The organism is Agrobacterium rosae (assembly GCF_002915175.1).
In the GTDB taxonomy this organism is placed as follows: domain Bacteria; phylum Pseudomonadota; class Alphaproteobacteria; order Rhizobiales; family Rhizobiaceae; genus Agrobacterium; species Agrobacterium rosae.
The window spans coordinates 220744-246245 of the sequence record NZ_NXEJ01000006.1 but is presented as its reverse complement, the minus strand read 5'-3'; the positions used below and the strand labels follow the sequence as shown (position 1 = coordinate 246245).

Sequence of the window (25502 nt, the reverse complement as noted above, 5' to 3'; positions counted from 1 at the left end):
CTCATATCCGGGAAAGTTGCCGCCTTTGTTATTTGCGAATCATGTTTTGCCGAAAATCAATTCTGATTTCCGGCCAGACCCATTGGCGGCTTGCTGTGGCTCCCTTGGACACACAGCTACAGAGCCATACTTGCTCCAGGCTTGCCATGCAATTGATATATTTAAGAAAATTCTGCTATGATTAATAACGAATACACAGACGCCCGACGTTCAGGGAACGCCGGGCGTCTGTTACTCTTCATCCGGGACTGAAGGTACTAAAACCGGATGAAGTATGTGGGGCGGCAAGACCGCCTTTCGTTGGCAAGGGCAAAGCGGTGGATCGCTTTATCCAGCCTTTGCCATTTCATTACGGATCAGTGTTCTCAGATCATCGATCGGCTTCAAAGCCTCACCATCCTCATAGTGCCAGAACGTCCAGCCGTTGCAGGCATCCAGTCCTTGCACTTTCGCGCCAAGGCGGTGAATGGAACCGGCGGTACCGGCAGAAGCAATCGTGCCATCGGCACGGATGATGGCGCTGTAACGACGTTTCGCATCCGTCAGAACCTGACCAGGGCGAACCAGACCGCTTTCGAGAAGCACGTTGAAGGCAACGCGCGGCTCGGCCTTCTTTCCGGTCATGACGGTAAGTTCCGCCTTGCCAAGAGGCTCGACGGCGGCGATGCGGGCAGAGGCGGCATCGATATAGTCTTGCTCACGCTCGATGCCGACGAAGTGACGACCGAGACGCTTGGCAACCGCACCTGTCGTGCCGGAGCCGAAGAAAGGGTCGAGCACGACATCGCCTGGCTTGGTGGACGCCATGATGATGCGGGCAAGCAATGCTTCCGGCTTCTGGGTCGGGTGGACCTTCTTGCCGTCATCGCCCTTCAGGCGCTCTCCGCCGCTGCAGATCGGGAACAGCCAGTCGGAACGCATCTGCACGTCGTCGTTGGAGGCTTTCAGCGCTTCATAATTGAAGGTGTAGCTTTTCGCCTTCGCATCGCGGCTGGCCCAGATCATGGTCTCATGTGCGTTCTGGAACCGGCGACCCTTGAAGTTCGGCATCGGGTTGGTCTTGCGCCAGACGATGTCGTTGAGAATCCAGAAATTCATGTCCTGAAGAATGGAGCCGACGCGGTAGATATTGTGATAGGAGCCGATGACCCAGATGGTGCCATTGGGCTTCAGTACCCGGCGGCAGGCCAGAAGCCAGGCGCGGGTGAAGGCATCGTAAGCTTCGAAGGATGCGAACTGGTCCCAATCATTATCGACAGCATCGACCAACGACTGGTCCGGGCGATGAAGCGTGCCACCAAGCTGGAGATTATACGGTGGATCGGCAAAAATTGCATCGATGGACTGGCTGGGCAGAGCCTCGAGAGCGGCAACGCAATCGCCCTTTATGATACTGTCTTTCCAGGCATCGCTTTCACCTGCAAGATCAAAACCGGCGTGCCGAAAATCGGCCAGCGGAAACACTGATGCCATAGGTACTCGCTCCATACGCTTACTCGACTGAACTGACGCTATGGTTACCGAAGATGGTTATCAAAGGCTGAACGCGTGGCAGAAAAATCAAAAAAAACAGTCGGTGGAACAAGATGCCTATGATTATCGTTGTGATTTCGGAATTTTGCGCGCCATCTAGCAGATGGAGCCAAGGGTATGGGTTGCAGGGGTAAATACTAGATGCGCGTTTCACTGATTATCGTTTCCACGCTTTTCGCGACGACTGCTTTTTCACAGGAAGCGAAACCACCGGTTATCAAACCGCAGATCAACGTCAAGACGGATGCCGTCCTCGTTCAGGGTGGACCTTCGCTGGGCAACAGCGACAAGGTGCGTTGGGATTTCTACAAGGCCGACAGCACCGGCGGACGGAGCGACGAGAATGTCAGCGGCGCTTACGACGCGACATTCGAAGAGAAAATACCAGTGGGCAAATATGTGGCGGTGGCTGCCCTCGGCAATATCAGCCGCGAGGTAGCCGTCGATGTGAAGGACGGTGCGGTTGCGGAGGTGAAGGTCGATTTCAATGCCGCGCAACTGACCATCGTTCCCAAGCGCAGCCAAGACAGTAAGGAAGCCGAGCCGCTCGCACGGGTCGAGGTCAAACAGGGTGCCGGCTTCAGCGACAGCATTTATGGATCAAAGCAAATCTTCGTGCCGGCCGGAGAATTGACACTGGAGGGCCGGATTGGCCCTGCCCGTGCGCAAGAAAAGATCACCGTCAAGGCAGGTGAGACCATCAGCCACGACATCATCATTCCGAGCGGTGTCGTGGTGACCAACGCGGTCTACAAAGAAGGTGGCCGCGCGGTGGAAACAGACAATATCCGCTTCGAAACCCTTTCCCCTGACGAAACGCTGGATGGCACGCGTGAAACCCTGACCGGCACCTACGGTGTGGGCAAGATGATGCAGATGCCCGCGGGCAACTTCATCATGCGTGCGCGGCTGGGACAGGTCAGCGTCGACACACCCTTTACCGTGACCCCCGGACAGCGCACGAACCTGACCGTCAATCTGGACGCTGGCGTTCTGGCTGTTTCCGCGCCGGATGCGCAGCGCATCGACATTCTCGAAACGACCAGGGACATTCAGGGAACCCAGAAGGAAATTTCAGGGCGCTACGACACCAAGCATCAGGAAACCCTGCGCCCAGGCAATTACGCGGTGAAAGTCACCTATGACGATAAATCCAAGCGTGAGCCCAAGGAAGTCAACGCAACGGTAACCGCTGCTGAACGCACCGAACTGAACATCACCGAATAACCTTGGAAGCAATCTGCGGCGCGATTTTTACGCCGCAGAAATTGGATTGCGAGACGCGGTCGCAGAGGCTTGTCCATTCGCAGCCCGAACATGCTTTTCTCAGATGCCCCTGCTGAAAACCGGACCGAAGCTTTTCGATGAAGGCTTCATCCGGCCCGATGCGGTCGCCAATTTTAGGCGTTTCGCCAAGCCACTCCGCCACGACTTCCAAGGCTTTTGCGTCCCGTCCATTCACACTGTCCTTGAAGCAGTGGGCGGCATCATCGCCCAGCAGGGGTGCGCAGATGTCGTCCGGTCCGGACACGATTTCGATCTCTTCTCCGCCATTCAGCCGCTCGGCCACACGGTCGTAATTGACCGTGAAGCCGGGCGTATAACCTTTGCCGACATAGGTCAGCATGCAGAGCAAATGATGTGCCCTGAGACGAACCGTCATTTGGACGCTTCTGCACGCAGCGCGACGACTTTGAGAACGGCAGCGGCAAGAGCCGATTTCATAACGGCGCCCAAAATGAAAGGCGCAACGCCCGCGATCCAGGCTTTTTCAGCACCCAACAGACCCGCAAGCCATGCCCAACCGAGGGCGAGACCCAACGCATTTGCGGAGAGATGCAGCAGGAAACCGCCAATCGGACGATGACCGTTGATCCCCTTCTCCGTCATGAAGCCAACAAGCGCCACCATGATGGGGAAGGAAACAAGGTAACCGGCAGTCGGCCCGACAAAGGGTGCAAGACCGGATGAACCGCCAGCGAGAACCGGCATGCCAAGCATGGCTTCACCCAACCATGCAAGCACTGTCAACGTCCCGAGCCTCCAGCCATAGAGAGCGCCGATTATCGTAACAGCGAACGTCTGCATGGTAATCGGCACCGGGATCATTGGGACTGAGAGTTTCGATGCGAGCGCCAAGACCAACGTTCCAGCAACGACGAATAGGGACTGCTGGACAAAAGATTTTGATGAGAGATCGAGAAAACCGGAGGGAGCGTTACGAATCTGAGCTGTCATAGTGTCTTCCTTTTCAAATTATAGATAATTCCTCAAAGACAGCATGATTGATAACGAAAAACTCATCGGAAGCCAGAGACGGGTGTAAGAATTCATTCAGGGATAATCACGCCATGTGGATAGAATCCGCATAAACCTTACAAAATCAGCAGTATAGCGCCATTTAAAATTATCTATAATTTAGCCGACGATAACGAAGGCGTCGCGGGTCAAGCCAGTCGAGGTACGGATTGCCGTGCGGCCAATCCACTGCACATGCCCATCCAGAATACGCACAGCCTCCTCCGCGCGGTCGCCGCGCAGGGCATCAATGATGGCGCGGTGGTCGGTGTCCGTGCGCCGTTCCCATCCTGCCCGCCACGCCGAAAACAGAAAACGCGCACTTGCTGCATGAAGTCCGTCGATCGCTTCCATCAATCGCGGCATGGCGCAGGGCGCGGTGATAAGCCGGTGAAAGCGACGGTTGGCTTCCTCCCACTGGCGCACATCCATAGCCCTGTCACCCGCCAGCGTTGCCGCCTCCGCTTCGTCCAGAATGGCTGGCGTCATGTTGGGAATGGCGTGGCGCAGCGCCAGCACTTCCAGTGCCGCCCGCATCTCGGCCACTTCCTGGACATCGGGCAGGCCGAAATCGGCCACCCGCACGCCGCGGCGCGGAATACTGACGGCAAGCCCCTGCGCTTCCAGACGACGAAACGCCTCGCGGACCGGAACATGCGAGGCACCAAACTCCTCGGCGACATGGTCCTGCCGCAGCCGCTCGCCGGGGGCGAGTTCCCCACGCACGATACGGTCTGCCAGGGTCCGGCTGATTTTTGCGGCAATGGTATCTTCGGGTTTGGTTTTCGGAGTTTTGGCCATGGCATGACATAAAGCGCGGCACGAAACTTGTCGAGCAAGGCTCGTCTGCGATGGCATCGGTTGAGCTTATGGTCCACATGGTCTAAAAGCGCCCAAATATTTCGGTATCAACCGTTTCCTCCATACCCAATCGCTAAGGAGAGCCCATGAGCGGCTTTGATCTCATCATTTTCGACTGCGACGGCGTTCTCGTCGATTCCGAAATCATTGCCGCCCAGGTTGAAGCACGCCTGCTGACGGATGCCGGCTACCCGATCTCGACCGAGGAAATGGGCGAGCGCTTCTCCGGCATGACGTGGAAGAACATTCTTCTCGAAGTCGAGCGCGAAGCGAGCATTCCCCTATCCGCATCGCTGCTGGAAAAGTCCGAGAAACTTCTGGATGCGCGGCTCGAGCGTGACGTGAAGGTGATCGAAGGCGTCAAGACCGCACTGTCGCGCCTGACCCTGCCACGCTGCATCTGCTCCAATTCCTCCAGCGCCCGTCTGGAGATGATGCTGACCAAGGTTGGCCTGAAGCCCTACTTCGAAGGCCATATCTATTCCGCCAAGGATCTGGGTGCTGACCGCGTCAAGCCGAAGCCGGATATCTTCCTGCATGGCGCAAAACAGTTCAACGTCCCGCCGGACCGCGTTGTGGTGATTGAAGATTCCGTTCACGGCATCAAAGGCGCACGCGCCGCAGGCATGCGCGTCATCGGCTTCACCGGTGCATCCCACACCTACCCCAGCCACGCGGATCGCCTGACGGATGCCGGCGCCGAAACGGTGATCGCTCGCATGCAGGACTTGCCCGCGACGATCGAAGCGCTGTCGGAATGGGCCGGGGTGGCTTGAGTTGCCATGCAGATATTTTCCTGATTTGAGTAACGACATTGATATTTTAATAAATGTAGTTACATTAATTCATGAAGATTATCTGGGACGAGCCAAAGCGACTCGCCAATATCGACAAGCATGGTTTTGACTTTGCCGATATCGGCGAGTTTGATTGGGGAAATGCCCTCGTTGAAGAAAGCCTGGTCAGTGAGCGAAGCCAGCGGCGCTTCAAGGCGGTAGGATATTTCCGCGATGGAACCGCCGCCGTCATCTTTGCGACGCTCGGGGCGGAAGCGATCTCCATCGTAAGCTTCCGGCAGGCCAGCGACAGGGAAAGAAGGAGGCTACCTTGGCCAAGACCTTAAAAGCAAAGACCTTCCAAGCCGGACGTGGATATAGCGAAGCCGATTGGGACGCCGTAGACTTTCCCGAAATCCCCGAAGCTGAGCTAGAGCGTGCGCGACCTGCTGCAGAGGTTTTACCCGCAGAATTTTTCAAAGCCATGGACGAACAGCGCGTGTCCCGCGGACGCCCTACCCTGGAAAACCCGAAGAGACAAATCACGTTGCGTCTGGATGAGGACGTGATTGCCAGGTTTCGTCAAAGCGGAAAAGGCTGGCAGGGCCGCATGAACGAAGCCCTGCGCAAAGCCGCAGGGCTTTAGAGCCAAGCAAACACTGCTTGGCTAACCTACCCGCGCCGCCCCTTCTTCGTGCCAGCACCGCCCTCATCAAACGAGATGAAAACATTGGTTTGGCGCGATGCGCCGCCGGGTCCGTTCGGAATGGCGACGTTGGGGTTGTTGAAGATGAATTGCGTGCCTGCATCGCCTGCTGGAAGATCGACAGGGAAATTCGTGACCTGCGAGAAGATTTCGCCGTTGCCGTCCTTCACCGTTACGCGGATGGGAAGGTTGATGCGGCCGGGCTTGGAGAGCGGGCCGGGAACAAGACGGCCCTGCGCCAGCACATTCACGGTCAAAGTGTCGTTGCTCATGCTGCAGGAGCGCGTCGTATCGGAAAGTGATGCCTGATAGACCAGCTTCGTCGGATCGCTCCCACCACCGGCGTAAACGCGGTGTACGGCGTTGGAGTCGAGAATGGTGATACCCGGGCAATTCGCCTGAACAACCGGTGACACAGCCTCAGCGGTCGGTGCATTCACCGCCATCGAGTCCGATGGATTGGAAGAGTTGCAACCGCTGATCACAGCCAGAAGCGATATGGCGGCGGACAAACGCAAAATATTCCCTGTCACTCTGTTCAACCCTTCAAAAACTACACCGATGCAGGACCGTAGAACCCGTTTATTGGCCTTTCATGCCCGTCGGCGATGGTCTATAGCAGCGGCGCTGGAAAAAATCGATTGGTTGCGTTCGGATTTGCTCTAAATTTGCAAAATCCTTCACAACGCTGCCAAACAAGGGCTTCCAGCGCAGACGCCGCCGACGATAAGGGACTATCTCGTGGAATATGTATCGACCAGGGGCAGCGCCCCATCTCTTGGTTTTTCCGACGCGCTTCTGGCGGGTCTGGCGCGTGACGGTGGACTTTACGTTCCCCGCAAATGGCCGACCATGTCGAAAAAGGAAATTCGCGCGCTTCGCGGAAAAACCTATCAGGAAGTCGCTTTCGAGGTTCTCTACCGCTTTACCGGCGGCGAGATTCCGGCCGATGCGTTCCGCGCGATGATTGATGACGCCTACGCCACGTTCCGCCACCCGGCAGTCGTTCCCTTGGTGCAGACTGGTCCCAATTCGTTCATTCTGGAGCTTTTCCACGGCACGACGCTCGCCTTCAAGGACGTTGCGATGCAGCTTATCGCCCGCCTGATGGACTACACGCTGACAGAGCGCAACGAACGCGCCACCATCGTCGGCGCGACATCGGGTGATACCGGCGGCGCTGCCATCGATGCCTTTGCGGGCCGCGAACGCACCGATATTTTCATTCTGTTTCCGCATGGCAAGGTTTCGCCAGTGCAGCAGCGCCAGATGACCAGTTCGACAGCGTCCAACGTTCACGCGATTGCCGTTCATGGCAATTTCGATGACTGCCAGACCCTCGTCAAAGAGATGTTCAACGACGGTAAATTCCGCGACAGCGTTAAGCTGTCGGGCGTGAACTCCATCAACTGGGCGCGCATCATGGCGCAGGTCGTTTATTACTTTACGGCAGCGCTTTCGCTGGGCGGTCCCGACCGCAAGGTGTCCTTCACTGTCCCGACAGGCAATTTCGGCGACATTTTTGCAGGTTACGTTGCCAAGCAGATGGGCCTGCCCATCGACAAGCTGGTGATTGCCACCAATGACAACGACATTCTGGCGCGAACCCTGAAGACCGGTCGTTACGAAATGCGCGGCGTCCACGCCACAACGTCGCCGTCCATGGATATTCAGATTTCATCCAACTTCGAGCGGCTTCTGTTTGAAGCCTATGATCGCGATGCCGGGGCCGTCAAACGCTCCATGGATGGCCTGAAACAATCTGGCGCTTTCGATATTTCCGACAAGGCGATGAAGTTCATCAAGCGCGATTTCCGCGCGGGCCGCGCCACGGAAAAACAGGTTGCTGCGACCATTCGCGATACTTTGGCCGAGAGTGGCTACCTGCTCGACCCGCACACGGCCTCTGCTGTTTTCGTAGCGAAAAAGCACGAAAAATCAAACACTCCGATGGTCACTTTGTCCACTGCGCATCCGGCGAAATTTCCTGCTGCTGTAAAATCCGCTTGCGAAATCGATCCAGCGCTTCCAGTATGGCTTGCTGATCTGATGAACCGGGAGGAGCGTTTCGATATCCTGAATGCTGAGCTGGACGCCGTAGAAACATTCATCGGCAAACATGCTCGCGCCAAGGGTGAGTGACGCGGAAAGACTTGATATGAGTGTGAATGTAACCCGGCTTTCCTCCGGGTTGACGGTTGTTACCGAAAGAATGCCTCACCTTGAAAGCGTTGCTCTCGGGGTCTGGATCAAATCCGGTTCCCGCAACGAGACCGATGACGAGCATGGCATCGCGCATCTTCTCGAACATATGGCGTTCAAGGGCACGGCCCGTCGCACCGCCCGGCAAATTGCCGAGCAAATCGAGAATGTCGGCGGCGAAGTCAATGCCGCTACATCGACCGAGACCACCTCCTACTACGCCCGCGTCCTGAAAGACCATGTGCCGCTGGCTGTCGATATCCTCGCCGATATCCTGACGGAGTCAGCCTTTGACGAGGCGGAACTGGAGCGTGAGAAAAACGTAATCCTGCAAGAAATCGGCGCTGCGACCGATACGCCCGATGACGTTCTCTTCGATAATTTCTCCGGTGTCGCCTATCGCGATCAGACCATCGGTCGCCCTATTCTGGGTACGCCCGATACGGTTCAGTCTTTCTCGACAGGTCAAATTCGTCATTATCTGGCACGCAACTACACCACCGACCGCATGTTCGTGGTGGCCGCAGGTGCCGTGGATCACGAGAGCTTCGTCAAGCAGGTCGAGCAGCGTTTCGCCGGTCTGCCGCAGCTTCCGGTCGCGACCCCCGTCATGGAAAAAGCGATCTATACCGGCGGTGAAATCCGTGAAACGCGTGATCTGATGGATGCGCAGGTCCTGCTGGGTTTCGAAGGCAAAGCCTATCACGCCCGTGATTTCTACTGCTCGCAGATTCTCGCCAATATCTTGGGCGGCGGAATGTCTTCGCGGCTGTTTCAGGAAGTCCGTGAGTTTCGCGGCCTCTGCTATTCGGTCTATGCCTTCCATTGGGGTTTTTCCGATACCGGCATTTTCGGCATTCATGCCGCGACCGGCAGCAACGACCTAGCGGAACTCGTTCCTGTCATCCTCGATGAGCTTCGCAAATCGTCGCAGACCATCCATCAGGAAGAAATCGACCGCGCCCGGGCGCAAATCCGCGCTCAGCTTTTGATGGGTCAGGAAAGCCCTGCGGCGCGCGCCGGGCAGATCGCCCGCCAGATGATGCTCTATGGCCGCCCTATTCCCAATGACGAGATGATGCAGCGTCTGGGCGATATCACTACAGAACGTCTGACCGATCTTGCAGGCCGCTTGTTTTTCGATACAGTTCCAACATTGTCCGCCATCGGCCCGCTGGAAAACCTGCTGCCGCTTTCGGACATTACGGCGGAGCTTTCGGCAACGCCATCCACCAAAATACAGGCTAACGGCTGACGGCAAGGGCATATGTCCGCGGCAAGTGGGGATGAGGTCTGACCTTACATGCTGCGTTTTCTTTCCCGCAACAGCGATACACCGGAACTTCGTAACGCTGAGTATCTGCTGAGATTGCCGCGCTATTCCGACTACAGGCAGTGGTACAAGCTGCGGTCGGAAAGCAGGCAATTCCTCCAGCCATGGGAGCCGACGTGGCGCGCGGACGAGTTGACCGAGAGTTCGTTTCGCGTGCGCGTGACCCGCAACGGCCAGGAATTTTCCTCGGGCATGGCGATATCGCTGCTGCTCTTTACCCAGGATGGAACGCTGCTGGGCGGCATCACCATCGGTTATATCAGGCGCGGTGCCGCGCAAAGCTGCATGATTGGATACTGGATTGGTGAGGCTTACGCGGCCCAAGGCCATATGTCTGCCGCATTAAAGCTGGTAATACCCTACATCTTCGACGGACTTCAGTTGCACCGTATTGAGGCAGCCTGTATTCCAGAAAACTTCAAAAGCATACGGCTGCTTGAAAATGCCGGATTTCAGCGGGAAGGTCTCTTGCGGGAATATCTGAAAATAAACGGCAATTGGCGGGACCACGTCATGTTCTCCCTCATTTCCGATAAGCAAAATCCCGCCGGGACGCAGTAGGATAGATGAAATATATTAGCCTTGCGTCGCGCCTCGTTGGACGTCTTGTGGCCGCAGCGCGCTTTACGCCTCTGCTGTTTTTATTCGTGCTGTTTACCGCACAAGCGCATGCGTTTGAGCCGGTCAAGATTTCCCGCGACGATACGGCGTTGGATTTGACCGCAACAACAGATATCTACGCCAATCAGGGCGAGGCTTTTCAGGTTTCCACCGCACCCGGTCCCGATGGTATTCGTCGTCGTATCGAGGTGCGTGCCTCCTCTCCCGCGCATCAGGGCGATTGGGCGGTGTTTGCACTCGCCAATGTGTCTGAAGAACAGTTGGAGCGCGTGATCGTCGCACCGCATTTTCGGCTGGTAAACTCGAAAATTTTCTGGCCGGATCTCGGCTCCCAGCGCATCATCGCCATCACCCCCAGTGAAGGTTTTGCGCTGGACCGGCAACCCAGCGCCGACGCGGACGTGTTTCGCATCACGCTCAACCCCGGCGCGGTGATCACCTTCGTGGCGGAACTGTCGACGCCGCAATTGCCGCAAATTTATCTGTGGGAACCAGAGGCCTACAAGGACACGATCAACGCCTTCACGCTGTATCGCGGCATTGTTCTGGGTATTGCCGGCCTGTTGGCGGTCCTTTTGACCATTCTCTTCGTCGTCAAAGGCACGTCCGTCCTACCCGCTTCGGCGGCGCTGTCCTGGGCGGTTCTGGCCTATATCTGCGTCGACTTCGGATTTTTGGAAAAGCTGATCACCGTTACCTCCAGCGACGAGCGAATATGGCGCGCGGGTGCCGAAGTGGCGCTCGCTTCCAGTTTCGTGGTCTTCCTGTTCACCTATCTCAATTTGAACCGGTGGCATGCGCATCTGGGTTACGCGACATTCGCATGGATCATCGGCCTTGGCGCATTGTTCGGCGTAGCGATCTATGATCCGTCCATCGCATCCGGTATCGCTCGCCTGTCCTTCGCGTTGACGGCAACGGCTGGCATCGTGCTGATCATCTATCTCGGTTTCAACCGCTATGACCGCGCCATTTTGCTCGTGCCGTCTTGGGCGCTGATCATCGTCTGGCTGTTTGGAAGCTGGCTGACGGTCACCGGACAACTGGACAACGACATCGTCCAGCCTGCCCTTGGTGGCGGGCTGGTGCTGATCGTCCTGCTGATCGGCTTTACCGTTATTCAGCACGCCTTTGCGGGTAGCGCCTACCAGCAGGGACTGTTTTCCGATCTGGAGCGGCAATCGCTGGCTCTGACCGGCAGCGGAGATACGGTATGGGACTGGGACGTCACGCGCGACCGCATCGTCACGACGCCCGATGTTTCGGTCAAGCTTGGGCTTCATCCCGGCACTATGCATGGCGCGGCAAGAAACTGGATACCGCGCCTGCATCCTGACGACCGCGACCGCTTCAAGGCGACACTGGACGTTCTGCTGGACCACCGCAAGGGACGTCTGAACCACGAATTCCGCATTCGCGCCGAAGACGGGCATTTCCACTGGCTGCAAATTCGTGCACGGCCCGTGCTGGGCTCGAACGGTGAAATCATTCGCTGCGTCGGCACGATCACCGATATTACCGAACAGAAAAACTCCATCGAGCGGCTGTTGCAGGATGCGTTGAGCGACAATCTAACCGGCCTGCCGAACCGCCAGGTCTTCCTCGACCGCCTGCAATCCGTCCTCAACCTCGCACCCGAGGGTGAGACGGTTCGCCCGACTGTGATGGCGATCGATATCGACCGCTACAAGCTGGTCAATGACACGCTGGGCATTGCCGCCGGTGACAATATTCTGATCGCGCTCACACGACGCTTGCGTCGTCTTCTGAAACCGCAAGACACCTTGGCGCGGCTTTCGGGTGACGAATTCGGTTTGATATTGGTTTCGGAGCGAGACCCGCAGCGCGTGGCGGATTTTGCCGATGCCGTGAACAAAGCCATCATGGTGCCGATCAACTTCGCCAATCGCGAAATCATTCTGACGGCCTCCATCGGCCTCGTCTCGTGGATCGATCAACAGGAAAATGCTGCGGGTCTGCTCAGCGATGCCGAGCTTGCCATGTACCGCGCCAAACGCGCTGGTGGCAACCGTGTCGAGCCGTTCCGCCCGGCCTTCCGCACATCGGGCACCGACCGCCTGCAAATGGAAAGCGATTTGCGCCGCGCTATCGAGCGCAAGGAGCTATCGCTTGCTTACCAGCCCATCATCAAGCTGGATAATGGCGATCTCGCTGGCTTTGAAGCGCTGATGCGGTGGGAACATCCCAAGCGCGGCACCATTCCGCCAAGCGAATTTATTCCAGTGGCGGAGGCCTCCGGGCTGATCGAGCCTTTGGGAATGTTCGCTCTGGAACGGGCAGCGACTGACCTAATGGACTGGCAACATGCCATCGACAAGCTGCCGATTTTCATCTCGGTCAATATTTCCAGCGCACAGCTGCTGAATAACGAGCTTTATACGGATGTGCGCAGCATGTTGCAGCGAACCCGCTGCAATCCGAAACAATTGAAGCTGGAACTGACCGAGTCTGTCGTCATGGAAAATCCGGAACAGGCGCGGCTTGTTCTCGCCAAGCTCAAGGAAACCGGCCTGAGCCTTGCGCTGGATGATTTCGGAACGGGCTATTCCTCGCTCGCCTATCTGACACGCTTCCCGTTCGACACGATCAAGCTGGACAAGGCGCTGGTCGCCAACACCAGCGACAAGCGCAATGTGCTTCTACGCTCCATCATTGCCATGGCGCGTGCCTTGGAGATGCAGGTGGTTGCTGAAGGTATCGAAACGCCGGAAGATGCAGCAGAGCTTGCCCGCATGAATTGTCATTACGGGCAAAGCTTCCTGTTCGGTACGCCGGACACACCCGATGCAGCCCTAAGACTGCTTCGGGAGCGTTTTCAGGTGGTCAAAAGGGCCTGATCCTGATGCGCCTGCTGCTGAAACCCCTGTTGCCAATCGGTCTGCTGGTTCGCTGGAATTTTGTCGTGCAATAGCTTGTGCATGAATTCCAGCTTTTCCACCACTGCGGGGGCCAGCACGAAGGGATAGAGATCCGCCTCACCCATGCTGCGCTGCATGGAGTTGAGAGCGACCGTCAGAGGGATCCACGCATCGACCAATTGCTGCGCGCTTCTTGCGCTGTAAGGCTCGAAGGCAACATCCGTTTCCAGCTCCTGATGACCTTCAGGCTCGATGGCGATGCCGAATGCGTGTGCGGTTTCCAGCGTATCGACTATGTGCAGGTAATGCGCAAAGCACTCTGCAAAGTCTTCCCACGGATGGACGGAGGCATAGGAGCTGATGAATGTTTCCTGCCAGCCAAGACGTGGTCCCTGCTCGTAATTACGCTTCAGCGCTTCGCCATAATCCTCGCGCTCGTCTCCGAACACGGCGCGGCACGCTTCCAGCCGGTCCGCATCGCGCACCAGCTTGTTCCAGATGAAGTGACCGACCTCATGGCGGAAATGGCCGAGCATGGTGCGGTAGGGCTCATTCATGTTGCTCTTGATCTGCTCGCGCGTCGCATCGTCAGACTCGGCGGCACGGATGGCGATCAGGCCTTCATCATGGCCGGTCATGGCCGGAATGATCGAGCCATCCGGCGCCACTTCATCCACCAGAAAGTCGAAAACGAGACCGCCCTGCGGGTCGACGTCGCGATTGGGATGCGGCAGCTTCAAGCGAAGCATGGAATAAAAAAGGTGTCGCTGGGCCTGGCTCAGCCTGCGCCATTGTTCGACACCTTCTTCGGTCGAAGCATCTGGCACCAGCCTGTTGTGGCTGCAAGCCGGACAAAAATTGCTGTTGCTTTCTGCTGGCACGGACCAGTTGCAGATGTCGTTGACTTCGTTGGCACAAAACCGGACCTGACGCTCCGGATGCGCCACGAGCGACCAGTTTGGATCACCGGCAGGCTCGATCGCTTCCATGGAAAGCGTCTGAGGCACAAAGACCAGACGGTGACCGCATTTGACACATGAGCGATTGTCAAAATGGACGGGCTGACCGCAAGCAGCGCATGAAAATAGGCGCATGTATCGCTCCTGGAAACGAACCGCAAAATCGGCTCTGAGCTAAGAGGAAATGTGAGATGACAGATAAAAAAACGCATGTGTTTCAAGAACACATGCGCTTCTATTGAACTGTTGTCAGCGCGGTCGCTGAGCTACAGGCAGATTAGGCCCGGTCGACCGCACCCTTGACGGCATCCTTGGCTTTACCAGTCGTGGTCTGGATCTTGCCCTTGGTTTCCTGCGCTGCACCTTTGGCGCGCAGGCTGTCATTGTCGGTTGCCTTGCCTACGCTCTGCTTGACCTTGCCTGCAATTTCGTTGGCCTTGCCAGCGACTTTATCGGATGTGCTACCCATGATATTTCTCCCTAGTTTTTTAACCAGACGTGGCGCTGGCGACCGAGGTAAAAACGTCAGGATCAAATTTTAGTTCCGCTAAAATTTACGTCTCTCAAGCATGACCCGCCTGCGCCGACAACATTCGCGGGTCCACACCCATCAAACCAAGGGCGCGCTCGTATTTGTTGTCGAGGAAGCGATCAAAGATCAGCTCTTCGGATGCGGGGCAGTTGAGCCAGCCATTGTTGACCATCTCGTTTTCAAGCTGTCCCGGCCCCCAGCCAGCATACCCCAGCAGCATGGTTGCCTTGTCCGGCCCCCGCCCGCCGGAAATGGCGCGCACGATATCGAGCGTCGACGTTAGGGAAATATCGTCGCTGACGGGGATGCTGGATTCGCTGCTGTAATCATCCGAATGCAGCACGAAACCCCGGCCGGACTCCACAGGCCCGCCGCATTGAATGGGAAATTCGCGGGTGCGGTCAGGCAGCATGATGGCGTCGTTCTGATCCATCATCTTCAGATGCAGCAGCACATCGGTAAAGGTGATCTGCTGGGCGCGGTTGATGATGAAGCCGATGGCACCCGCATCTGAATGGGCGCAAATATAGACCACCGAGCGCTCGAACGAACCACCCTCCAGTCCCGGCATGGCGATGAGAAAATGGCCATCCAGAAAGCCACGCTCTTTTTTGTCCATCAGGGTCGAAAAGGTCACTGGCGCCTCCGGTCTGCTATATTCTCGTGGAAAGAGGTACGGCATAAGGGTTGGTCATAGACGAAGGATGCGACATAGAGGCCGATCAATCAACCGAAAATGATGAAGGGGTGAAAATCGTAACTGGCCCCCTGATAGATGTTAGGCTAGACCGAAGACATGAACGCTACGCTCTTTCTTTTCTTACGCGCATCTCTGCCACTGTTTGCTCTTACGCTCGCACTGGCATCTCCCCCCAAACTCGCACAGGCCGATGTAACGAAGTGGGAAGCGAGTGAAGGCGGGCGCATGCGCGTCGTCAGCAAGCCGGCCGACGCCACTGGCCGCATCGACGCAGTTCTGCAGATCGAGCTCAAGCCCGGCTGGATAACCTACTGGCGCGAGCCGGGAGAAGCTGGAATTCCGCCAAAGATCAAGCTTGACCCCTCCAGTGGCGCAACCCTGACCTCGCTGGCGTTTCCGGTGCCTAAGCTCATCAAGAACGACGAGATCAGCGACATCGGTTATGACACGCCCGTCAGCCTGCCCTTCACATTGCAGTCTCAGCCCGGCTCCGATGAAGACAGGGCGCGGCTGACGGCTTTTATCGGCGTCTGCCTTAATATCTGCATTCCATTCGAAGCCAATTTCGACATCCGCAAGGATCACGGAAAAGCGGCCACACAAGAAGAGACGCAGGCCGTAGAAACCGCAAATATGGCTTTGCCGGAACCGGCCAACGACGATTTTCGGGTGCAGAGTTTCCACATCACGCCCGACAAGACCCTACTGGGTGTTGAATTGCGACTACCGGAGGATGCGCCGAAGGAGACCGAAATCTTCGTTGCCGGCCCTTCCGGCTACGCCTATTTCGAGCCGCAGAACATGGTGCGCGACAAGCGCAAGCTGTCTTTCTACATGAACATAAAAGGACTTCCGAAGTCCTATAATCCCAAGGGTCAGCGCTGGACCATTCTGGTGAAATCCGGTGAGAAGGTGATGGAAGCTCCGCTTGATTTTCCGCAGTGAGGGACGATGAAATTCGCTGGCGACATTGCGAAATCATCCTCTATAGTCGCGCCGGATCATTGCCACAGGAGCGACATCATGACCATCAAGATCGGCGACAAACTTCCATCTGCGACCTTCAAGGAAAAGACGGCTGACGGCCCGGTTGAAACAACGACAGACGCTCTTTTCAACGGCAAGAAGGTCGTTGTTTTCGCCGTCCCAGGCGCGTTCACACCCACCTGCTCGCTGAACCACCTTCCCGGCTATCTCGAAAACCGCGATACCATTCTTGCGCGCGGCGTCGACGACATCGCTGTTATCGCCGTCAATGACTGGCACGTCATGGGCGCATGGGCGCAATCCTCAGGCGGCCAAGGCAAAATCCACTTCCTGGCAGACTGGGATGCATCCTTCACCAAGGCGCTCGGCCTCGATGCCGACCTCTCCGCTGGTAGCCTCGGCGTTCGCTCCAAGCGCTACTCCATGCTGGTGGAAGACGGCGTGGTCAAATCGCTGAACGTTGAAGAAAATCCCGGTCAGGCAACGGTTTCGTCCGCTGCGACGATGATCGAGCAGCTTTAATTTGCTTTTGATGTAATCCTGGGCGTAGAGCCCAGGATTTCCTGCCACTCGCTCTTCGTGACGCGCCACGCATGCCGTTGAGCAGCATAACACCCATCAGCTAATCCCCATTCAAGCGCCATTCTTCCGCCGCAATTGTTATACTATTACCGTAATTGTATAACATTATTGTGAGCATCCAAATGCTGCATGCCTTTTCTTTTCGCCGCCTCCTGCAACAATCCATATCCACACGCCTCATCATCGCGCTCATCATTCTCGCTCCGCTTTGGCTCGGCATCCACTGGGCCGTGGTGTTGTCATGAGCAATCCTGCGGTGCTGACGATCAATAATCTGACGGTGGCTTACGACCGCCACCCGGCGGTGCACCACATCTCGGGCAGTTTTGCCAAGGGAAGCCTGACGGCGGTTGCTGGCCCGAATGGCGCCGGTAAATCGACGCTGCTGAAGGCGATCATCGGCGATATTAGAGCCTCCCAAGGCTCCGTCGATCACGCGCTCAAGCGCGCCGAATTCGGTTACCTTCCGCAAGCAACAGACATCAACCGGCGTTTCCCGATTTCTGTTTTGGAAACGGTGTTACTCGGCACATGGAAAACCGCAGGCGCATTTGGCAGCGTCACCCAAAAAGATGAAAAGCGGGCGGAAGAGGCGCTAGCAACGGTTGGCCTTTCGGGCTTTGAAAAAAGGTCGATAGGCGCGCTGTCTGCCGGGCAGTTCCAGCGTGTTCTGTTCGCCCGCCTGTTGATGCAGGATGCCAGCGTCATTCTGCTGGATGAGCCCTTTACCGCAATCGATGCGCGCACGACCCGCGACCTTCTGGATATCGTTACACATTGGCATGGCGAGGGCCGCACCGTCATTGCCGTGTTGCATGACTTTGAACAGGTGCGCACGCATTTTCCCGAGACGCTGCTGATCGCGCGTGAACTCATTGCATGGGGACCGACACATCAGGTCATGTCGCCCGTCAATCTGTTACGCGCCCGTATCATGGCCGAAAGGTGGGATGATGCCAGCGACGTCTGCGAGCCCGCAGCATGACGGCCTATGATATTTTCCTTGCGCCGTTTCAGGACTACGGCTTCATGCGGCGTGCGCTGATCGCCTGCTTCTGCCTTGCAGCCGGTGCCAGCCCGATCGGCGTTTTCCTGATGTTGCGGCGCATGAGCCTGATGGGAGATGCGCTCAGCCATGCCATTTTGCCGGGCGCGGCCATCGGTTATCTCATCGCCGGTTCCCTATCTCTGACCGCCATGGGTATTGGCGGACTGGTTGCCGGGCTCTCGGTGGCGCTTCTCTCGGGTATCGTCAGCCGCATCACGCCGTTGCAGGAGGATGCGAGCTTTGCAAGTTTCTATCTGGCGTCACTGGCGCTCGGGGTTCTGATCGTTTCCCTGCATGGATCGAACGTCGATCTTCTGCATGTACTTTTCGGCACGATCCTCGCCATCGACGCGCCAGCTCTCTACCAGATCGGTGCCATCACCTCGCTGACACTCGTCGTCCTCGCCATCATCTATCGCCCGTTGGTGACCGAATGCTTCGATCCCGGCTTTTTGAGAGCCGTGGGCGGTCGAGGTCCCGTCTATCACGTCATCTTTCTGGTGCTTGTCGTCATCAATCTGGTGGCAAGCTTTCAGGCGCTCGGCACGCTGATGGCGGTGGGGTTGATGATGCTACCGGCGGCCATTGCGCAATTATGGACGCGCAATCTTCCCTCCATGCTGGTGGTTGCCGCTGTGAGCGCCGCCATCTCCGGCTATGTCGGCCTTGTCATCTCGTACCATTTCGAACTGGCTTCGGGGCCAACCATCATCATGGCTGCAACCTGCCTCTACGGGCTGTCCATCGTGGCGGCACCCGCAGGTCTCGCAGGCCGCTATTTCACCCGCCCGCATTTAAAGGGCTAAATCTGGAGACGTGCCAATGTTATCCCGCACTTTACTTTTCTCTGCTGCCATTTCCGCACTTATCGCCCTTTCGGCTCCCGTATCCGCCGCAGAACTGAAGGCCGTCGCGTCCTTTACCGTGCTTGCCGATGTGGTCAAGCAGGTAGGCGGCAAGCATGTGACCGTGACCAGCCTCGTGAAGCCGGATGGCGATCCGCATGAATTCGAGCCATCGCCCGCCGATGCGAAAAACCTGAAGGCGGCAGACGTCGTTTTCGTCAGCGGGCTCGGCCTAGAAGGATGGATGGACCGGCTGATTTCTGCCTCCGGTTACAAGGGAACACCCGTGACGGTTTCCGATGGTATCAAGACGCGAGAGATGGACGAAGACGGCAAGACCGTGACCGATCCGCATGTGTGGAACAGCCCGGTCAATGTTAAAATCTGGGTCAAGAACATCGAAACGGCGCTTTCCGCCGCGGACCCGACGGACAAGGAAGATTTCAAGGCAAATGCCGAGGCCTATCTCAAGACACTGGATGGTCTCGATGCCTTCGCGCATGCGAAATTCGATGCCATTCCGGAAGATCGCCGCAAGGTGCTGACGAGCCATGACGCATTTGGCTATTTCGGGCGGGAATATAAGGTAACATTCCTGTCGCCACTGGGCGTGTCCACCGAGACAGAAGCGTCTGCCGGAGATGTCGGCAAGCTGATCGAGCAGATCAAGGCCGAGCATGTGAAGACGTATTTCTTCGAGAACTCGAATGATCCGCGTTTGGTAAAGCAGGTTGCCAAAGCCACCGGCGCAGAGCCTGGCGGCGAATTGTATGTCGAAGCGCTTTCCAAGGCCAAGGGCCCTGCTTCGACCTATGAGAAGATGTTCCGCTACAATGTCGAGCAGATAGCGGCTGCCATCAGCAAATCAAGCTGATGGATGCAACGACTGCGGCGGCTTACCGCCGCAGTCGTAAATTAGACTGACATATCAAAGACCAGAAGGCCCGCCGCGCCGCCATCGGTCAGTCCGATCAGGCGTTCACCAACATCGACATGCTGCGGGTGGGCGAGATATTCGTCCCGTGCTTCCAGGCTCTCCAGCGTGACGATAAAGCCATCCAGAAAATTGCCGTTCAGACCCTCGGATGAAACATTCTGTCCGCATTTTACGTCGATGATGCCGGGGATGACATCTTTCAGCGCCGTAATGGCCTCATAGATCGCCTGTTTTTCCGCCGTCGCGGTCGCGGATTTGAAGCGCACGAAAACGCAATGTAAGATCATGGGTGTCCCTCTTCTGCTTTATGTTTTTGATGAAGATAGGCCGGGAAGCGCAATCCGCAAACCCCAGTAAAGCACCTGTCTGTTACCGCCGTTTGAACGGCTCCATGCCTTTGCGGGCAAGCTCGTCGGCGCGTTCATTTTCCGGGTGGCCCGCATGGCCCTTAACCCAGTGCAGCGTCACCTTGTGGCGCTCGCGCGCCAGCTCCAGCGCCTGCCACAGCTCGACATTCTTGACGGGCTTGTTGTCTGCGGTCTTCCAGCCTTTTTTCTTCCAGCCGAAAATCCACTTGGTAATCCCGTCCTTCACATAGGCGCTGTCGGTGTAGAGATCGACTTCGCAGGGGGATTTCAGCGCGTTGAGCGACGAGATAGCGGCCATGAGTTCCATGCGATTGTTGGTCGTTTCCGCCTCACCGCCGCACAGTTCCTTCTCGGTTTCGCCATAGCGAAGAACAGCGCCCCAGCCGCCCGGCCCGGGATTGCCGGAACAGGCACCATCGGTATAAATCTCGACGTGCTTCATCGCCCCACCAGCCCGTATTCGGTAAAGTGGCCGATGGCGCGGTGGAAGCGCAGCTTGCGCAGATATTCCAGCGGATCTTTCTTTACGACGAGCGCGCCTTCCGGCGTCGTCAGCCAGTCATAGAGACGCGTGAGGAAGAAGCGTAGCGCCGAGCCCCGCGCCAGAAGCGGCAACGCATCAAGCTCCGCATCGCTCATCGGCCGCACTGACTGGTAGCCTTCCAGAAGCGCTTTGCCCTTGGTGACATTATAGGAGCCATCTTTTTCGAAGCACCACGCGTTGAGGCAGATGGACACGTCATAGGCCAGCAAATCATTGCAGGCGAAGTAGAAGTCGATCAGGCCCGATAGCTCATCCCCCAGGAAAAAGACGTTGTCCTGAAACAAATCGGCGTGGATGACGCCTGCGGGCAAATCCTTCGGCCAGTTGGCGGCGAGAAAATCGATATCGGCGCGGATTTCCTGTTGCAAACCAGCCTCGACTTCATCGGCGCGGGCTTCGGATTTATCCCAGAGAACCTTCCAGCCCTCGACTGACAAGGCATTGGGACGTTTCAGTTCGAACCCTTCCCCGGCCAGATGCATGGCGGCAAGAGCCTTGCCCACTTCCCGGCAGTGTTTGGCTTCCGGCTTGCGCAACCACATGCCTTCCAGAAACGAAATCAGGGCGGCAGGCCGCTGCGACAGTTCGCCCAGCAATTCACCGTCGTGACGGGGAAGCGGCAACGGGCAGGACAGACCTTTTGCGAACAAATGCTGCTTCAAACCTAAGAAAAACGGCAGGTCCGACTTTTCCACGCGCTTTTCATAGAGCGTGAGTATCAGCGGCTCCTTGGTCGTGTGCAGCAGGAAATTAGTGTTTTCCACGCCCTCGGCAATGCCCTTATAGGACGTCAGCTCGCCAACGTCATATTGCCCGAGAAAATGCTTCAGATCGTCTTCGCTGATATCCGTATAAACTGCCAATGTCTGATCTCTTGAAGAATGCGGGGGTATTTGTAATCAAAAGCCGGAGGCTGGCTTTGGTGGCAGAGCGTCACTTGCGGTGCCATTGACGAAGGCCATGTCCTGCGTTGTCAGTTCGATCTCACGCAGTTCGCGATTCACCAGAAAATGCTCGGTCTCTTCGACCGTGATGGCCAGATCCAGCGTGGTATCGAAACGAGCCTTGAAGGCCTGAATGATCTCGTCGACGATAACTTCCGGCGCGGACGCGCCCGCAGAAAGACCCACCGTCTGCACATCGCCAATCTGGTCCCAGTCGATTTCAGCGGCGCGCTGGACCAGAACCGAACGTTTGGCACCAGCCCGCAAGGCGACTTCGACAAGGCGCTTTGAATTGGAAGAGTTCGGCGCGCCGACGACGATGAACAGGTCACAGCCGGGTGCTGCCTGCTTGACCGCATCCTGACGGTTGGTGGTGGCATAGCAGATGCTGTCTGCCGCCGGGGCCTGCATGGCTGGAAAGCGTTCCTGAAGCTTGGCGATGACGCCTGCAGTATCGTCCACCGAGAGCGTCGTTTGCGTCACGAAACCCAGATTTTGCGTATCGACGGGCTGATAAAGCGCCGCATCTTCCACCGTCTCCACCAGCGATACCGCACCTTCGGGCAATTGACCCATGGTGCCGATGACTTCCGGGTGGCCGGCATGACCGATGAGGACGACGTGACGACCGAGACGTTGGTGGCGCATGGCCTGTTTATGGACCTTCGATACCAGCGGGCATGTTGCGTCGAGATAAAACAGGTTTCTGGCCTGCGCATCCTCAGGCACGGATTTCGGCACGCCGTGCGCTGAAAAAACCACTGGCTGCTGGCGATGTTCTGCTGGAATTTCGTTCAATTCCTCAACGAAAATCGCACCCTTGGCTTCTAGCCCTTCGACCACATAGCGGTTATGGACGATCTCATGGCGAACATAGACGGGTGCGCCATAGGCTTTCAAAGCCAGCACGACGATCTGGATGGCACGGTCGACACCGGCGCAGAAACCGCGCGGGCCGCAGAGCCTGATCGTCAGAGGCGGTTTGGAAACGGCAATATTCATTCCTTCTCCTTCAGCCTCCCGGTGCTTCATTCTCTGGAATTTCTTACGCCCCGGACATAGGCAAAACCTGCAACGATGACAAGGGCGAGCGCCAATCCGTACCATGTTATCGCATATTGAAGGTGATTATTCGGCAGATCGATCAACGTCACCCCGCCCTTTGGCCAGCCGCCGGGATTGGGTGCGTCATTGGCATCCACGAAGAAGGGCAGCACATTGGTAGGCGCGATCCCGGCACTATCGGTCATCGCGGTCAGGTCTTTCCAGTAATAGATATTCTTCGCGCGGTCATTGTCTGGCAACAGGCTGGACGGCTTGGCCGCCAGACGAGCCCGCGCTAACCCTTCGATAGAAACGACACCCGAGACTTCGCCCGCCGTCCGTTTTGTCTGCTCTTTCATATCGTAAGGCACGAAACCGCGATTGACGAAAATAGTGCGGCCATCGTCAAGGCGCAGCGGTGTATAGATGTAATATCCGCTTTGGCCCTGAAACGTCGCGAAAAAATGCTGTTCTTTTGTGTGGTCAAATGTCCCCGACAGCGCAACGGTGCGATACTCGATATCGCCGCCCGATGCCGCCAATCTTTCGATATCCGAAAGCGGTACGGGTGCGGCATGAATGCGCTGCTCGATATCCGCCATCAGCGCCTCTTTCCAATACAGGCGTTTTACCTGCCATGTGCCGAGCGCCAGCAGAAGAACGAGAACCAGAAGCACGAAAGGGGCGGCAAACCAAAGGCTTCGCTGGCTGGATGTGGTGGTCTTGGTGTCAGTCACGATCAAGGCTGCCTTCGCGTGCATTGTTGCGATATTGCAAGGCGATCATGATGCCCTTCATCTTCTTCAGCAAAATCAGAGAGATGATGATCGCAGCGGGTATCCAGATCAACGCATGCACCCAGACAGGCGGTGCAAAACGGGCATCGAGCCACAGCGCCATGCCGATGATGAGAAAACCGACAATCAGCATGACGAAAACCGCAGGCCCCTCCCCCGCATCGGCAAAGGCATAGTCCAGACCGCAGGCGCTGCATCGCGGTTTCAGCTTCAGGAAACCATCGAAAAGCCGACCGTGCCCGCATCGCGGACAACAGCCACGCAGACCCACTTTCACGGGATCGACAGGTGGATAAAGCGTTTCATCATCTTGCATCGTCGTCTCGTTTTCACTCTGCTGCGGGACCTCAGAAAAGCAAAGGGCGGCACGCGCCGCCCTTTTCAAAACCAATGCATCAGTCTCAACCCGCCAAAGGTGCGCCCCAGCCGCCCCATACGTAGATAGCGAAGAACAGGAACAGCCAAACGACGTCAACGAAGTGCCAGTACCAGGCGGCGGCCTCGAAACCGAAGTGATTCTTGGGCGTGAAGTCACCCTTCATGGCGCGCAACAGGCAGATCAGCAGGAACACCGTTCCGACGAAAACATGGAAGCCGTGGAAGCCGGTCGACATGAAGAAGGTCGCACCATAGATGGAATTCTTGAAGTCGAACGGCGCGTGCATGTACTCATAGACCTGCACGAAAGAGAAGAATGCACCGAGTGCGACCGTCAATGCCAGTCCGGAAATCAGGCCCTTGCGATCATTGTGCAGCAGCGCGTGGTGCGCCCACGTTACGCAGGTGCCAGACAACAGCAGGATGACCGTGTTGTAGAGCGGCAGATGCCAGGGATCGAGAACTTCGATGCCCTTTGGTGGCCATTGTCCGCCGGTAAATGCGAGGCGCGACGCCTGAATGGCCTCGTGTGGATAAAGGCTGGCATCGAAATAGGCCCAGAACCATGCAACGAAGAACATGACTTCTGACGCGATGAACATGATCATGCCATAGCGCAGATGCAGCGCGACGACGCGGGTGTGGTGACCCTCATGCCCTTCCTTCACCGTATCTGCCCACCAGGCGTACATCACGTACAGGATGATGGCGAGACCGACATAGAACAGCCAGGGGTTAGCCCATTCCAGACCGAACAGCTTGAACGAACCGCCATTCAGGTAGCGGATGTAACAGATGCCGCCGAAGGCAAGGAAGAACGCACCGACCGAGGCCAGAAGCGGCCACGGGCTGGGGTCTATGATATGGTAGTCATGTTTCTTCTGATGTGTGTCTGCCATGTGAACGATCCCCGCAGGCTCTTCCCTAGTCATTCAATAAAGCGGCACTCGTTAAAGGCCACTCATGCAGCGCGACCGGAACCGGCCGCACCTCCCTCTCTCATAGTTTCGTTTCGTCACGTTCAGTCTTTACCGGCAAGGACGCAACCGGTTTTTCCGTCTTCGACGGATAAAATGTGTAGGACAGTGTCAGTGTATGAATGTTCTTCGTTTCCCGAGCCTTGACGATCTCTGGATCGATGAAGAAAACGACCGGCATTTCAAGCGTTTGACCCGGCTGCAAGGTTGTTTCCGTGAAGCAGAAACATTGCACCTTGTTGAAATAGGCACCCGCTTCCATCGGCGTCACGTTGAAGACCGCACTTCCGGAGGTCGCCACAGGAGAACGGTTTGTCGCCCGGAACATGACCTGAACCGTTTCGCCGATTTTCGGCTCCACGGATTTGTTAACCGGCTGGAAATCCCAGTTCAAACCGTTGGAAGTGTTGGAATCGAACGTCACCTTCATCGTCTTGTCGAGAATGACATCCGAATATTGCTCGACGCGCTGGGTCGTGCCGTTATAGCCGGTGACTTGGCAGAACAGGCGATACAGCGGGACTGACGCATAGGCCATGCCGACCATGCCGCAGACAAAAACCAGGCACAGCACAAGAATCGAACTGTTGCTCGTTTTCTTCGTGGATGTTGCTGTTGCTGTCATATCCCTCCCCCTCTTGTCGCCCGGTG

29 protein-coding genes are annotated in these 25502 nt (G+C 56.8%); 13 read left to right on the top strand and 16 right to left on the bottom strand.

Annotated elements, in window-relative coordinates; all coding sequences use genetic code 11:
• Nucleotides 1–327 precede the first annotated feature (327 nt).
• The gene (locus tag CPJ18_RS12330) at nucleotides 328–1473 is read right to left on the bottom strand and encodes a site-specific DNA-methyltransferase (protein ID WP_077119013.1); all 1146 of its coding nucleotides are present in this window, start codon (nucleotides 1471–1473) and stop codon (nucleotides 328–330) included.
• A 201-nt stretch (nucleotides 1474–1674) separates the two neighbouring features.
• Here CPJ18_RS12330 and CPJ18_RS12325 point away from each other — a divergent pair, with 201 nt between their 5' ends.
• Nucleotides 1675–2760, top strand: a complete 1086-nt coding sequence (locus CPJ18_RS12325; RefSeq protein WP_103658593.1) for a hypothetical protein — start codon at nucleotides 1675–1677, stop codon at nucleotides 2758–2760.
• Here CPJ18_RS12325 and CPJ18_RS12320 read toward each other — a convergent pair.
• The 3 genes from CPJ18_RS12320 to CPJ18_RS12310 all read right to left on the bottom strand — a co-directional run bounded on the left by CPJ18_RS12320 (nucleotide 2750) and on the right by CPJ18_RS12310 (nucleotide 4632).
• Nucleotides 2750–3196: a DUF1284 domain-containing protein gene (locus CPJ18_RS12320; protein WP_103658591.1), complete on the bottom strand. Its 447-nt coding sequence runs from the start codon at nucleotides 3194–3196 to the stop codon at nucleotides 2750–2752. The genes CPJ18_RS12325 and CPJ18_RS12320 overlap by 11 nt on opposite strands.
• The gene (locus tag CPJ18_RS12315) at nucleotides 3193–3771 is read right to left on the bottom strand and encodes a biotin transporter BioY (protein ID WP_103658589.1); all 579 of its coding nucleotides are present in this window, start codon (nucleotides 3769–3771) and stop codon (nucleotides 3193–3195) included. Before CPJ18_RS12315 ends, CPJ18_RS12320 begins: the two co-directional genes overlap by 4 nt.
• 180 nt (nucleotides 3772–3951) lie before the next feature.
• On the bottom strand, nucleotides 3952–4632 hold the full coding sequence (locus CPJ18_RS12310) for a GntR family transcriptional regulator (protein WP_077103649.1): 681 nt from the start codon (nucleotides 4630–4632) through the stop codon (nucleotides 3952–3954).
• Between the two features lie 146 nt (nucleotides 4633–4778).
• Between CPJ18_RS12310 and CPJ18_RS12305 the strand changes: the two genes are divergently transcribed.
• The 3 genes from CPJ18_RS12305 (at nucleotide 4779) to CPJ18_RS12295 (ending at nucleotide 6114) form a co-directional block, all read left to right on the top strand.
• The gene (locus tag CPJ18_RS12305) at nucleotides 4779–5468 is read left to right on the top strand and encodes an HAD family hydrolase (RefSeq protein ID WP_103658587.1); all 690 of its coding nucleotides are present in this window, start codon (nucleotides 4779–4781) and stop codon (nucleotides 5466–5468) included.
• A 71-nt stretch (nucleotides 5469–5539) separates the two neighbouring features.
• Nucleotides 5540–5815, top strand: coding sequence for a BrnT family toxin (locus CPJ18_RS12300; protein ID WP_103658574.1), 276 nt, complete (start codon nucleotides 5540–5542; stop codon nucleotides 5813–5815).
• Nucleotides 5800–6114 (top strand): BrnA antitoxin family protein, encoded by a 315-nt coding sequence (locus tag CPJ18_RS12295; protein ID WP_103658572.1) that lies wholly within the window; start codon nucleotides 5800–5802, stop codon nucleotides 6112–6114. Before CPJ18_RS12300 ends, CPJ18_RS12295 begins: the two co-directional genes overlap by 16 nt.
• Nucleotides 6115–6140: 26 nt before the next feature.
• Here CPJ18_RS12295 and CPJ18_RS12290 read toward each other — a convergent pair whose 3' ends face one another.
• Nucleotides 6141–6686: a PilZ domain-containing protein gene (locus CPJ18_RS12290; RefSeq protein WP_153366661.1), complete on the bottom strand. Its 546-nt coding sequence runs from the start codon at nucleotides 6684–6686 to the stop codon at nucleotides 6141–6143.
• A gap of 229 nt (nucleotides 6687–6915) precedes the next feature.
• Here CPJ18_RS12290 and thrC point away from each other — a divergent pair, with 229 nt between their 5' ends.
• Genes thrC through CPJ18_RS12270 form a run of 4 tightly spaced genes read left to right on the top strand, consistent with a single transcriptional unit; the run spans nucleotide 6916 to nucleotide 13188 of the window.
• A complete protein-coding gene (gene thrC, locus CPJ18_RS12285; protein ID WP_077118999.1) occupies nucleotides 6916–8316 on the top strand; it encodes a threonine synthase in 1401 nt (466 codons plus the stop codon).
• Nucleotides 8317–8332: 16 nt separating this feature from the next.
• Entirely contained in the window at nucleotides 8333–9631 is a 1299-nt protein-coding gene (locus CPJ18_RS12280; protein WP_077118997.1) for a M16 family metallopeptidase, read from the top strand.
• Nucleotides 9632–9679: 48 nt separating this feature from the next.
• The gene (locus CPJ18_RS12275) at nucleotides 9680–10270 is read left to right on the top strand and encodes a GNAT family N-acetyltransferase (RefSeq protein ID WP_077118995.1); all 591 of its coding nucleotides are present in this window, start codon (nucleotides 9680–9682) and stop codon (nucleotides 10268–10270) included.
• Between the two features lie 5 nt (nucleotides 10271–10275).
• Nucleotides 10276–13188, top strand: a complete 2913-nt coding sequence (locus tag CPJ18_RS12270; RefSeq protein WP_077103635.1) for an EAL domain-containing protein — start codon at nucleotides 10276–10278, stop codon at nucleotides 13186–13188.
• On the opposite strand, the gene CPJ18_RS12265 is transcribed toward CPJ18_RS12270, so the two are convergent.
• From CPJ18_RS12265 to CPJ18_RS12255, 3 genes are all read right to left on the bottom strand, one after another.
• Nucleotides 13167–14303, bottom strand: a complete 1137-nt coding sequence (locus CPJ18_RS12265; protein WP_103584882.1) for a zinc-binding metallopeptidase family protein — start codon at nucleotides 14301–14303, stop codon at nucleotides 13167–13169. The two genes, CPJ18_RS12270 and CPJ18_RS12265, sit on opposite strands and share 22 nt — an antisense overlap.
• A 142-nt stretch (nucleotides 14304–14445) precedes the next feature.
• Nucleotides 14446–14637 (bottom strand): CsbD family protein, encoded by a 192-nt coding sequence (locus CPJ18_RS12260; RefSeq protein ID WP_077118991.1) that lies wholly within the window; start codon nucleotides 14635–14637, stop codon nucleotides 14446–14448.
• 94 nt (nucleotides 14638–14731) lie between these two features.
• Entirely contained in the window at nucleotides 14732–15337 is a 606-nt protein-coding gene (locus CPJ18_RS12255) for a YqgE/AlgH family protein (RefSeq protein WP_103584884.1), read from the bottom strand.
• 159 nt (nucleotides 15338–15496) lie between these two features.
• Between CPJ18_RS12255 and CPJ18_RS12250 the strand changes: the two genes are divergently transcribed.
• The 5 genes from CPJ18_RS12250 to CPJ18_RS12230 all read left to right on the top strand — a co-directional run bounded on the left by CPJ18_RS12250 (nucleotide 15497) and on the right by CPJ18_RS12230 (nucleotide 19736).
• Nucleotides 15497–16345 carry a protein-disulfide reductase DsbD domain-containing protein gene (locus tag CPJ18_RS12250; protein ID WP_103658569.1) on the top strand — a complete coding sequence of 283 codons (849 nt, stop codon included), beginning with the start codon at nucleotides 15497–15499 and terminating at the stop codon, nucleotides 16343–16345.
• Between the two features lie 78 nt (nucleotides 16346–16423).
• Nucleotides 16424–16909, top strand: coding sequence for a peroxiredoxin (locus CPJ18_RS12245; RefSeq protein WP_077103846.1), 486 nt, complete (start codon nucleotides 16424–16426; stop codon nucleotides 16907–16909).
• A 301-nt stretch (nucleotides 16910–17210) separates the two neighbouring features.
• On the top strand, nucleotides 17211–17954 hold the full coding sequence (locus CPJ18_RS12240) for a metal ABC transporter ATP-binding protein (RefSeq protein WP_103658567.1): 744 nt from the start codon (nucleotides 17211–17213) through the stop codon (nucleotides 17952–17954).
• Nucleotides 17951–18823, top strand: a complete 873-nt coding sequence (locus CPJ18_RS12235) for a metal ABC transporter permease (RefSeq protein WP_103658565.1) — start codon at nucleotides 17951–17953, stop codon at nucleotides 18821–18823. Before CPJ18_RS12240 ends, CPJ18_RS12235 begins: the two co-directional genes overlap by 4 nt.
• A gap of 16 nt (nucleotides 18824–18839) precedes the next feature.
• Nucleotides 18840–19736, top strand: a complete 897-nt coding sequence (locus tag CPJ18_RS12230; protein WP_103658563.1) for a metal ABC transporter substrate-binding protein — start codon at nucleotides 18840–18842, stop codon at nucleotides 19734–19736.
• Between the two features lie 41 nt (nucleotides 19737–19777).
• Here the strand turns inward: CPJ18_RS12230 and CPJ18_RS12225 are convergent, their stop codons facing one another.
• The 8 genes from CPJ18_RS12225 to CPJ18_RS12190 form a co-directional block, all read right to left on the bottom strand.
• The gene (locus CPJ18_RS12225) at nucleotides 19778–20086 is read right to left on the bottom strand and encodes a Dabb family protein (RefSeq protein ID WP_077103623.1); all 309 of its coding nucleotides are present in this window, start codon (nucleotides 20084–20086) and stop codon (nucleotides 19778–19780) included.
• Nucleotides 20087–20168: 82 nt separating this feature from the next.
• Nucleotides 20169–20609 (bottom strand): ribonuclease HI, encoded by a 441-nt coding sequence (gene rnhA, locus CPJ18_RS12220; RefSeq protein WP_067651561.1) that lies wholly within the window; start codon nucleotides 20607–20609, stop codon nucleotides 20169–20171.
• On the bottom strand, nucleotides 20606–21574 hold the full coding sequence (locus tag CPJ18_RS12215; protein WP_103658561.1) for a homoserine kinase: 969 nt from the start codon (nucleotides 21572–21574) through the stop codon (nucleotides 20606–20608). The genes rnhA and CPJ18_RS12215 overlap by 4 nt, the downstream gene beginning before the upstream one ends.
• Before the next feature lie 36 nt (nucleotides 21575–21610).
• Nucleotides 21611–22657 (bottom strand): 4-hydroxy-3-methylbut-2-enyl diphosphate reductase, encoded by a 1047-nt coding sequence (gene ispH / locus CPJ18_RS12210; protein WP_103659098.1) that lies wholly within the window; start codon nucleotides 22655–22657, stop codon nucleotides 21611–21613.
• Between the two features lie 26 nt (nucleotides 22658–22683).
• Entirely contained in the window at nucleotides 22684–23460 is a 777-nt protein-coding gene (locus tag CPJ18_RS12205; protein WP_103658559.1) for an SURF1 family protein, read from the bottom strand.
• The gene (locus CPJ18_RS12200) at nucleotides 23429–23812 is read right to left on the bottom strand and encodes a DUF983 domain-containing protein (RefSeq protein WP_103659097.1); all 384 of its coding nucleotides are present in this window, start codon (nucleotides 23810–23812) and stop codon (nucleotides 23429–23431) included. Before CPJ18_RS12200 ends, CPJ18_RS12205 begins: the two co-directional genes overlap by 32 nt.
• Nucleotides 23813–23897: 85 nt before the next feature.
• On the bottom strand, nucleotides 23898–24773 hold the full coding sequence (locus CPJ18_RS12195) for a cytochrome c oxidase subunit 3 (RefSeq protein ID WP_077118975.1): 876 nt from the start codon (nucleotides 24771–24773) through the stop codon (nucleotides 23898–23900).
• 100 nt (nucleotides 24774–24873) lie between these two features.
• Nucleotides 24874–25476, bottom strand: a complete 603-nt coding sequence (locus CPJ18_RS12190; protein ID WP_103658557.1) for a cytochrome c oxidase assembly protein — start codon at nucleotides 25474–25476, stop codon at nucleotides 24874–24876.
• Between the last annotated feature and the right edge of the window lie 26 nt (nucleotides 25477–25502).

Bases quoted from the DNA above. Each gene is read 5' to 3' on its own strand.
- CPJ18_RS12250 (WP_103658569.1), top strand. From the start codon at position 15,497: ATGAACGCTACGCTCTTTCTTTTCTTACGCGCATCTCTGCCACTGTTT.
- CPJ18_RS12225 (WP_077103623.1), bottom strand. From the start codon at position 20,086: ATGATCTTACATTGCGTTTTCGTGCGCTTCAAATCCGCGACCGCGACG.
- CPJ18_RS12280 (WP_077118997.1), top strand. From the start codon at position 8,333: ATGAGTGTGAATGTAACCCGGCTTTCCTCCGGGTTGACGGTTGTTACC.
- CPJ18_RS12315 (WP_103658589.1), bottom strand. From the start codon at position 3,771: ATGACAGCTCAGATTCGTAACGCTCCCTCCGGTTTTCTCGATCTCTCA.
- CPJ18_RS12265 (WP_103584882.1), bottom strand. From the start codon at position 14,303: ATGCGCCTATTTTCATGCGCTGCTTGCGGTCAGCCCGTCCATTTTGAC.
- CPJ18_RS12300 (WP_103658574.1), top strand. From the start codon at position 5,540: ATGAAGATTATCTGGGACGAGCCAAAGCGACTCGCCAATATCGACAAG.
- CPJ18_RS12330 (WP_077119013.1), bottom strand. From the start codon at position 1,473: ATGGCATCAGTGTTTCCGCTGGCCGATTTTCGGCACGCCGGTTTTGAT.
- rnhA (WP_067651561.1), bottom strand. From the start codon at position 20,609: ATGAAGCACGTCGAGATTTATACCGATGGTGCCTGTTCCGGCAATCCC.
- CPJ18_RS12190 (WP_103658557.1), bottom strand. From the start codon at position 25,476: ATGACAGCAACAGCAACATCCACGAAGAAAACGAGCAACAGTTCGATT.
- CPJ18_RS12305 (WP_103658587.1), top strand. From the start codon at position 4,779: ATGAGCGGCTTTGATCTCATCATTTTCGACTGCGACGGCGTTCTCGTC.
- CPJ18_RS12245 (WP_077103846.1), top strand. From the start codon at position 16,424: ATGACCATCAAGATCGGCGACAAACTTCCATCTGCGACCTTCAAGGAA.
- CPJ18_RS12275 (WP_077118995.1), top strand. From the start codon at position 9,680: ATGCTGCGTTTTCTTTCCCGCAACAGCGATACACCGGAACTTCGTAAC.
- ispH (WP_103659098.1), bottom strand. From the start codon at position 22,657: ATGAATATTGCCGTTTCCAAACCGCCTCTGACGATCAGGCTCTGCGGC.
- CPJ18_RS12310 (WP_077103649.1), bottom strand. From the start codon at position 4,632: ATGGCCAAAACTCCGAAAACCAAACCCGAAGATACCATTGCCGCAAAA.
- CPJ18_RS12325 (WP_103658593.1), top strand. From the start codon at position 1,675: ATGCGCGTTTCACTGATTATCGTTTCCACGCTTTTCGCGACGACTGCT.
- CPJ18_RS12200 (WP_103659097.1), bottom strand. From the start codon at position 23,812: ATGCAAGATGATGAAACGCTTTATCCACCTGTCGATCCCGTGAAAGTG.
- CPJ18_RS12320 (WP_103658591.1), bottom strand. From the start codon at position 3,196: ATGACGGTTCGTCTCAGGGCACATCATTTGCTCTGCATGCTGACCTAT.
- CPJ18_RS12270 (WP_077103635.1), top strand. From the start codon at position 10,276: ATGAAATATATTAGCCTTGCGTCGCGCCTCGTTGGACGTCTTGTGGCC.
- CPJ18_RS12230 (WP_103658563.1), top strand. From the start codon at position 18,840: ATGTTATCCCGCACTTTACTTTTCTCTGCTGCCATTTCCGCACTTATC.
- CPJ18_RS12195 (WP_077118975.1), bottom strand. From the start codon at position 24,773: ATGGCAGACACACATCAGAAGAAACATGACTACCATATCATAGACCCC.
- CPJ18_RS12260 (WP_077118991.1), bottom strand. From the start codon at position 14,637: ATGGGTAGCACATCCGATAAAGTCGCTGGCAAGGCCAACGAAATTGCA.
- CPJ18_RS12205 (WP_103658559.1), bottom strand. From the start codon at position 23,460: ATGCACGCGAAGGCAGCCTTGATCGTGACTGACACCAAGACCACCACA.
- CPJ18_RS12240 (WP_103658567.1), top strand. From the start codon at position 17,211: ATGAGCAATCCTGCGGTGCTGACGATCAATAATCTGACGGTGGCTTAC.
- CPJ18_RS12235 (WP_103658565.1), top strand. From the start codon at position 17,951: ATGACGGCCTATGATATTTTCCTTGCGCCGTTTCAGGACTACGGCTTC.